A 6,891-nucleotide genomic window follows, 5' to 3' on the forward strand; every position below is an offset into this window, starting at 1 on the left:
CGGTGGTGCTGGGGCGGGACGGCCCGCTGTGGGTCCACGTGTCCAACAGCCTGCTCAACCCCCGGGGCCCCTATGCGCTCAAGGTCGTGGACCTGGGGCCGGATCAGGGCTCGGGCGTGGCGGACGCGGTGCCCGCGAGCATCGGTGTTCCCATTCCGGGCGTGTCCGCGCCGCACGGTGACCAGGACGCCTTTCGCGTGAACGTGGAGGCCGGGCACGTCTACCGCCTGAGGTTCGCCGACTGGGATGTCTCCTCCTCGTTCGAGGCCTATCGGCCGTCGGAGCCGGGCCGGAACCTGATGCTCTTGAGCCGCCCGCCGGCGCGCTTCAAGTCGACCCGCTCGGAGCCCATCGTCTTCGTGGCGGGAAGCGTGCTGGGGCCCTATGTCCTCACCATCGAGGACGTGGGGCAGGACGACCACGCGGACACGCTCGAAGCCGCCACGGTCGTGCCCGGGCCCACGCTCTACGCGGAGGGAGTGGTCGACACGTCCTATGACGAGGACTGGTTCGCCTTCGACCTGGAGGCGCGCGCCTATTCCGTGAGCGGGTTCCCGCTGGAGGGGGCCACGCCGGTGTTCGAGCTGTTCGAGGCGGATGGCGTGACGCCCGTCCCGACATTGGGCTCCAGCCGCGACGTGCGGCCGGGCGCTCCGGGGAGGTACTTCCTGCGTGTGGGCCATCCCATCAGTCCCGCCACGCCCGGGACTGCCTACCGCTGGGAGCTGCACCCGCGCTGATGAAGCGCTTCGGTCCGGGTCAGCCGCGGATGCGCTTGCCGAACGGAGCGAACGCGATCATTCCGAGCTTGAGGTGCTGCAGCGCGAACGGAATGCCGATGATCGTCAGCGCCAGGCTGACGCCGATGACGACGTTGGTGAGGAAGATCCAGATTCCGGCGACGAGCGCCCACACGATGTTGAGCCCGAAGCTCATCACGCCCGCGCTGGGGTGATCCTCGATGTCCTTGCCGAACGGCAGCAGCGCGAGGCCGGCGAGCTTGAAGCACTGCACGCCGAACGGGATGCCCACGATGGTGAGGCAGAGCACCAGTCCGCCGAGCAGGTACTCGAGGCAGAGCAACAGCCCACCGCCGAAGATGAGCCACAGCAGGTTCAGAAGCAGGTTCATGGCCGGTTTATATTTCGTGCTGGCGGCCGTCGGAAACCTTCGACGAACGCGGCCTGCTTGAGCTCCCTCATGTCGCCGGGTACAGCACCTGGCGCCCCCGCACCTGCGCGAAGGCGGTGAGCCGGTGTGGCTCCACGCGGGTGGGGCTCGTGATGTGCGTCACCAGGACGCCTCGCGCCCAGAGCGCGTCCGCCACCAGTGAGCGATGGCAGCGCCAGCGCAGCGCCTCCGCGCACATCAGTGCCACCGGCCCTTGCAGCGCCACCTCGCGCAGCGCTTCCAGCCCCTGCGCGAAGTCCTCCGTCAGCATGTAGTCCGCGTAGCCGCGAAAGCTCAGGTTGCGCCAGGCCGCGTTGGGCGAGTCCTTGCGCGCACGCCGCAGCCCGCCGAGCGCTGGCAGGTGCAGGTGCTCGACCCCCACCCGGGCCAGCGTCCTTCCCAGCACGTCCACGTTGAACTGCGGGTTGGTGCGGGAGCGGGGCACCGTGCGGATGTCCACCAGCGTCCGCACGCCGTTCGCCCACAGCATCTCCACCAGCTCCTCGATGGTGCGGGTGGAGTGGCCCAGCGCGAACACCTGGACGCCGGCCCACCCTCGTGCCCGCCTCGGCATCTCCATCATCGGTCCTCCCTAGCGCAGCGCCGCGAGGGTCGCGCTGACCTTCGCGACCGTCACCGACACGGGCGTCGTCACCTCTGGAGCGAAGATGGCCACGCGCAGCTCCTCGAAGGTCCACCGCAGCTCCTGCGCCGCCTCCTGGTCACGCGCGGAGGCGGATCTGGCGAGGAAGGATTCCCACAAGGGCGTGAAGGGCGCGGCCTTCGCTGCGTCCTTGGGGGGATTCGCCACCGCACGCGACAGCCGCGCCTGGGCCGCGCGGAGGTAGCGCGAGTAGTTCAGCAGGCGGCTGAGGGGAATCCACTCGATGAGCTTCGCGGGGAACAGGTGCCCGAGCTGCGAGCGGATGTCCCGCACGGCCGCCGCGCCGCTCGGCCCCTTGGAGGCCGCCTTGAGCGCGGCGAGCGTCTCGGCGAGATCCGCGGAGGTGGCGATGACGACGTTCGTCCAGTCCCGGGCCGTCTGCTCGATGCGCGGTGAGCCCTGTTGGAGCAGCGCCTCGAAGGCCGCCTTCGTGCGCGGCAGCGGCGCACCCGGTGCGAGCTTGAACGCATCGTCCACGCTGCGTGCGAGGACGAGCGCCTTGAAGGCGTCGGACTGGCCCCGCGCGGGAGGCGCGCCGTCCAGGGACGGGAAGGGCGGCGGCATGCGCGCGGCGCTGACGGCCACGTGTCCGCGCGCGGCGAGCATCAGCAGCCGGCGGATCCCCGTGCGCGTGGCCGCTTCAGCGGCGGCGGAGGTCTCCAGCAGCACCAGGTCCACGTTGGAACCCCGGTCGACGAGCGCGGGGTAGCTGCGCACGTCGAGCCCGCCGACCCGCCGGGTGACCACGGCGGGCAGCTCGCCGAAGGTCCAGGCGGTCAGCCCCTTGCGCTCCCAGTCCGTCGCTGGCGCCGCGCTGCGCAGCACCGCCCGTGCACGTCCCCCGTGCTGTTCAATCAGTGCGTCGGCGTCGCGGCTGCTCGCGAGCTCCTTGCCCCGCTCGTCGAGCACCCGGAGCGTGGTGCGCAGGTACGGCACCACGGCATCCGCCCGGAAGGACTCCTCGGGCACGTCCACGCCGCACAGCCGGGACACCGCGCGCGCGAGCGCTGGAATCATCGGCCCGCGGAAGGGCACCAGCTCCTTCTCGAGCCGGTCGACCAGCTCCGGCAGCGGTCCCAGCTGCTTGCGCTGGGCCTTGGGAATCTGTTCGAGCAGGGCGGTGAGCTTCTCCCGCTGCCACCCGGGGATGGTCCAGTCGAGCTCACCCGGGACCAGCTGGGCGAGCAGCAGGAGCGGCACGCTCAGGGTGATGCCGTCGTCCTCGGCCGAGGGGTCGAAGGTGTACGTCACCGGCACTGACACGCCGTGCAGGGTGATGGCATCCGGGTAGTGCGCCGGAGACAGGCCCGGGTCGTGCGAGAGGGCATCCTCCATCGTGAGGATGAGCACGTCGGGGTCGGCCGCCTCGGCCTTGCGGCGCCAGACCTCGAAGGCCGCTCCGTCCGTCACGTCCGCCGGGACGCGCTGGTCGAAGAAGTTCAGCAGCGCCTCGGTGTCGAGCAGCTCGCTGCGCCGGGCCTTGTCCCGCAGGCGCGCCACGCGATCGAGCACCTCCTGGTTCTCCTCCTGGAACGCCCCCCGGGTGCGGTACTCGCCGCGCACCAGGGCATGCTCCAGGAACATCAGCCGTGCCCGTGCGGGGTCCAGGCGGTCCAGGGGCACGGGGCGCTCCTTGAAGACCTGGAGCCCGAAGAGGGTCGCGTTCTCCTTCACGATGGCGCGCGCGGACTTCTCCGACCAGTGCGGTTCGGAGTAGCTGCGCTTGAGCAGGTGGGGGGCCGCCGACGCGAGCCACTCCGGGTCGAGCTTCGCCACGGTGCGCGCGAACAGCTGGGACGTCTCCACGAGCTCGAACGCCATCACCCAGGCCGGGGGCTTCTTCGAGAGCGCCGACGAGGGGTGGACCATGAAGCGCGTCTGCTTCGCGCCGGTGAAGAAGCGCTGCTCCGGGTTCCACTGGCCAATGCGGGACAGGAGCCCGGTGAGGAGCGCCTGGTGCAGCACGTCCCCGCGCGCCGGAGCGCCCCGGCCCTTGCGCGGCAGGCGCAGCTCGCGGACGGTCTCCTCGAGCTGGCGCTGGACGTCGCGCCACTCGCGCACCCGGAGGAAGGACAGGAAGTTGTCCCGGCACACGCGCCGCAGATGGGACGTCCCCCGGCCTTCGGCCTCGCGCACGAACGCCCACAGCTTGAGCAGGCTCGCGAAGTCCGAGTGCTCGTCACGGAAGCGAGCGTGCGACGCGTCCGCCTTCTGCGCGAGCTCCCGGGGCCGCTCGCGCGGGTCCTGCAGGTTGAGCGCCGCGGCGACGATGAGCACCTCTTCCAGGCACCCGTATTCAGCGCCGGCGAGGATCATCCGGGCGATGCGCGGGTCCACCGGGAAGCGCGCGAGCTGGTGCCCGAGCGGAGTCAGCGTGCGCTCCTTGCCCTCGATGGCCCCGAGCTCCTCGAGCACCCGCCAGCCCTCGGCGATGGCCTTCGGCTGGGGCGGGTCGAGGAAGGGGAAGTCCTCGACGTCACCCAGGCCCAGGGACTTCATCCGCAGGATGACCCCCGCGAGCCCGGTGCGCTTGATCTCCGGGTCCGTGAAGGCGGACCGCGAGGTGAAGCTCACCTCGTCGTAGAGGCGCACGCAGATGCCGTCGCGCACGCGGCCGCAGCGCCCCTTGCGCTGGTCGGCGCTGGCCTGGGAGACCGGCTCGATGTGCAGGCGCGTGGTGCCCGAGCGGGGGTCGTAGCGCGACAGGCGCGCCACCCCCGTGTCCACGACGTACACGATGCCCGGGATGGTGATCGACGTCTCCGCGACGTTGGTGGCGAGGATGACGCGGCGCTGGGGGATGGAGGCGAAGACGCGCGACTGCTCGGAGGCCGACAGGCGCGAATACAGGGGCTGCACCACCGTGCCGCGCAGCTCGCGCGCGTTGAGGGCGTTCTCGGCCTCGCGGATCTCCCGCTCGCCGGGGAGGAACACGAGGACGTCCCCGTCCGGGTCGAGCGAGATGACGTTCGCGACGGAATCGGCGACGGCGTCAGCGAGCTCGGAGTCCTCGGGGGGCGGCTCGTAGAGCACGTCCACCGGGAAGGTCCGGCCCTCCACCTGGATGACCGGAGCCCCGCCGAAGAACTGCGAGAAGCGCTCGGTCTCGATGGTGGCCGAGCTCACCACCACCTTGAGGTCGGGGCGCTGAGGGAGGATGCGCTTGAGCCACCCGAGCAGGAAGTCGATGGTGAGGCTGCGCTCGTGGGCCTCGTCGAGCACGATGGTGTCGTAGCGCTTCAGCAGCGGATCGCTGTGGATCTGCGCGAGCAGGACACCGTCGGTCATGAACTTCACGGCCGTCTGCTTGGACGAGCGGTCCTCGAAGCGGATCTGGTAGCCGACGTCCGTGCCCAGCTCCGTGCCCAGCTCGCGAGCGACGCGCGCCGCCACGCTGGTCGCGGCGATGCGCCGGGGCTGGGTGACGCCAATCTGGCGCGGCCGCCCGCGCCCCATGGCGAGCAGGATCTTGGGCAGCTGCGTCGTCTTCCCCGAGCCGGTGGCCCCCGCGACGATGACCACCTGATGGGCGGTGATGGCCGCGGTGATGTCGTCCACCCGGCTCGAGATGGGGAGCTCGGGGGGGAAGCGCAGGGTAGGCAGGCCGCCGGGGGAGGGGACGGGTGATTCGCCGGACATGGCCGTATGGACTAGCACCGAAGCGCGCGCTTCGCCCCTGGCGAATCACGTGGGTCGCGCGCGGCGGACGGCCCGCCGTAGCCCCTAACCGTGGGCTGCGCCGTTCCTGGGGGGCAGGAACTCGCCGTGGAACGTGGGCGGCAGGCCGTGTTCAAAGTGGCAGCGCGCCACGGGCCCTGCGTCCAGCCGCTCCGCGTCCAGCACCGCCACGTAGGTGGTGTCCGTCTGGGTGTCGTAGACCTGGGTGAGCACCCAGCCGTCGTCCTCGGCCTTCGAGCCGGGGCGTGGCACGAAGATGCCCTCGGAGGGGTACTGGCCCTCGCCCAGCTCGGCGCGCGTCACCCGGCCGGTGGTGACGTCCACGCGCACCAGCGCGTCGTACATTCCGCGCCGGGCCGCGCGGGTGGAGTGCGCGCCCATGTAGGCCGCCTGGTGCGGCTGGCCCTCCACGCTGGGGGCCACGCGGGGGAACTCGCAGCTCAGGTCCATCACCTGCTCGCTGCGGAACGTGCGGGCCTTCAGGTCGATGACCGCGCGGTGGAGCATGCCGTCGGCCTCGATGGACGGGGTGGCGCGGACCAGCTCGCCCAGCCACTGGTTGGAGGCGAAGTCGGGGTAGCGCACGTAGTCCACCACCAGCGTGTCGCCTTGCTCGTACGCGTTGCTGAAGTGCCAGTTGAAGAAGGCGTCGGCGGGGATGCGGAGGGGGTGCGCCACGTCGTCGATGGGCACCACCACCACCTCCGCCGCCGCCCCTGGCCGGAAGGAGACGTTGTCCGCGAACGCGCCGATGCGCAGCAGCATCTTCAGCACGTCGATGCGCATGGCCGGCAGGAAGAAGATGAGGTAGCGGTCCGTGGCCATGAAGTCATGGACCATGGTCGCGCCGGGCAGCGGCACGGACCCCAGGTGCCGCGCTCCGGCGCCGTCCGGCAGGGCGTACAGCTCCAGCGTGTTCACCCGGCCGTGGTGCTGGCCGAAATTGTAGAGCGTCTTTCGCGAGTGGACGCGGCGCGGGTGCGCGGAGAACGACTTCATCACCACGCCGTCGAGGTTCGTCTCGCCCAGGCTGGACAGGTCGTCCGGGGACAGCTCCACGGGGAGGTTCGGCTCGTGCAGCGCGTACAGCCGGCCGTTCCACGGCATCACCGCCGTGTTCGCGTTGTTCTTCTGGGGGTTGAGCAGCTTGTTGCGCAGCGGCGTGGGCATGGCGTAGCTGCCGTAGAGGTGCCGGCCCGCCTTGCGCTCCGTGACCATGGTGCGCGTGTCCACGAGCTTCGCCGCGCCCTGGACACCGTCCGGCCCGAAGCGCACGCCCATCACGCCGCCGTCGCCGTCGAACCAGTGTTGAACGGGCAGCCCGTGCACGTCGAACGTCCACGCGCCCGCGCGGAACAGCGTCCCGCGCAGTCCTTCGG

The 6,891-nt window shown here is 71.0% G+C and carries 5 protein-coding genes; 1 reads left to right on the top strand and 4 read right to left on the bottom strand.

Annotated elements, in window-relative coordinates:
- Positions 1-740: hypothetical protein (locus tag D7X55_RS43615; RefSeq protein ID WP_158626456.1), on the top strand; the 740-nt coding region annotated here is incomplete at its 5' end.
- Positions 741-759: 19 nt separating this feature from the next.
- Here D7X55_RS43615 and D7X55_RS32850 read toward each other — a convergent pair.
- From D7X55_RS32850 to D7X55_RS32865, 4 genes are all read right to left on the bottom strand, one after another.
- Positions 760-1,131 (bottom strand): YccF domain-containing protein, encoded by a 372-nt coding sequence (locus D7X55_RS32850; protein ID WP_120553043.1) that lies wholly within the window; start codon positions 1,129-1,131, stop codon positions 760-762.
- A 67-nt stretch (positions 1,132-1,198) separates the two neighbouring features.
- Entirely contained in the window at positions 1,199-1,753 is a 555-nt protein-coding gene (locus D7X55_RS32855) for a DUF488 family protein (protein WP_233610213.1), read from the bottom strand.
- 9 nt (positions 1,754-1,762) lie between these two features.
- Positions 1,763-5,473: an ATP-dependent RNA helicase HrpA gene (hrpA, locus tag D7X55_RS32860; protein WP_121725128.1), complete on the bottom strand. Its 3,711-nt coding sequence runs from the start codon at positions 5,471-5,473 to the stop codon at positions 1,763-1,765.
- 84 nt (positions 5,474-5,557) lie between these two features.
- On the bottom strand, positions 5,558-6,891 hold a 1,334-nt coding region (locus D7X55_RS32865; protein ID WP_121725129.1), incomplete at its 5' end, for a carotenoid oxygenase family protein.

This window comes from Corallococcus sp. AB049A, assembly GCF_003668885.1.
GTDB classification, from domain to species: Bacteria; Myxococcota; Myxococcia; order Myxococcales; family Myxococcaceae; genus Corallococcus; species Corallococcus interemptor.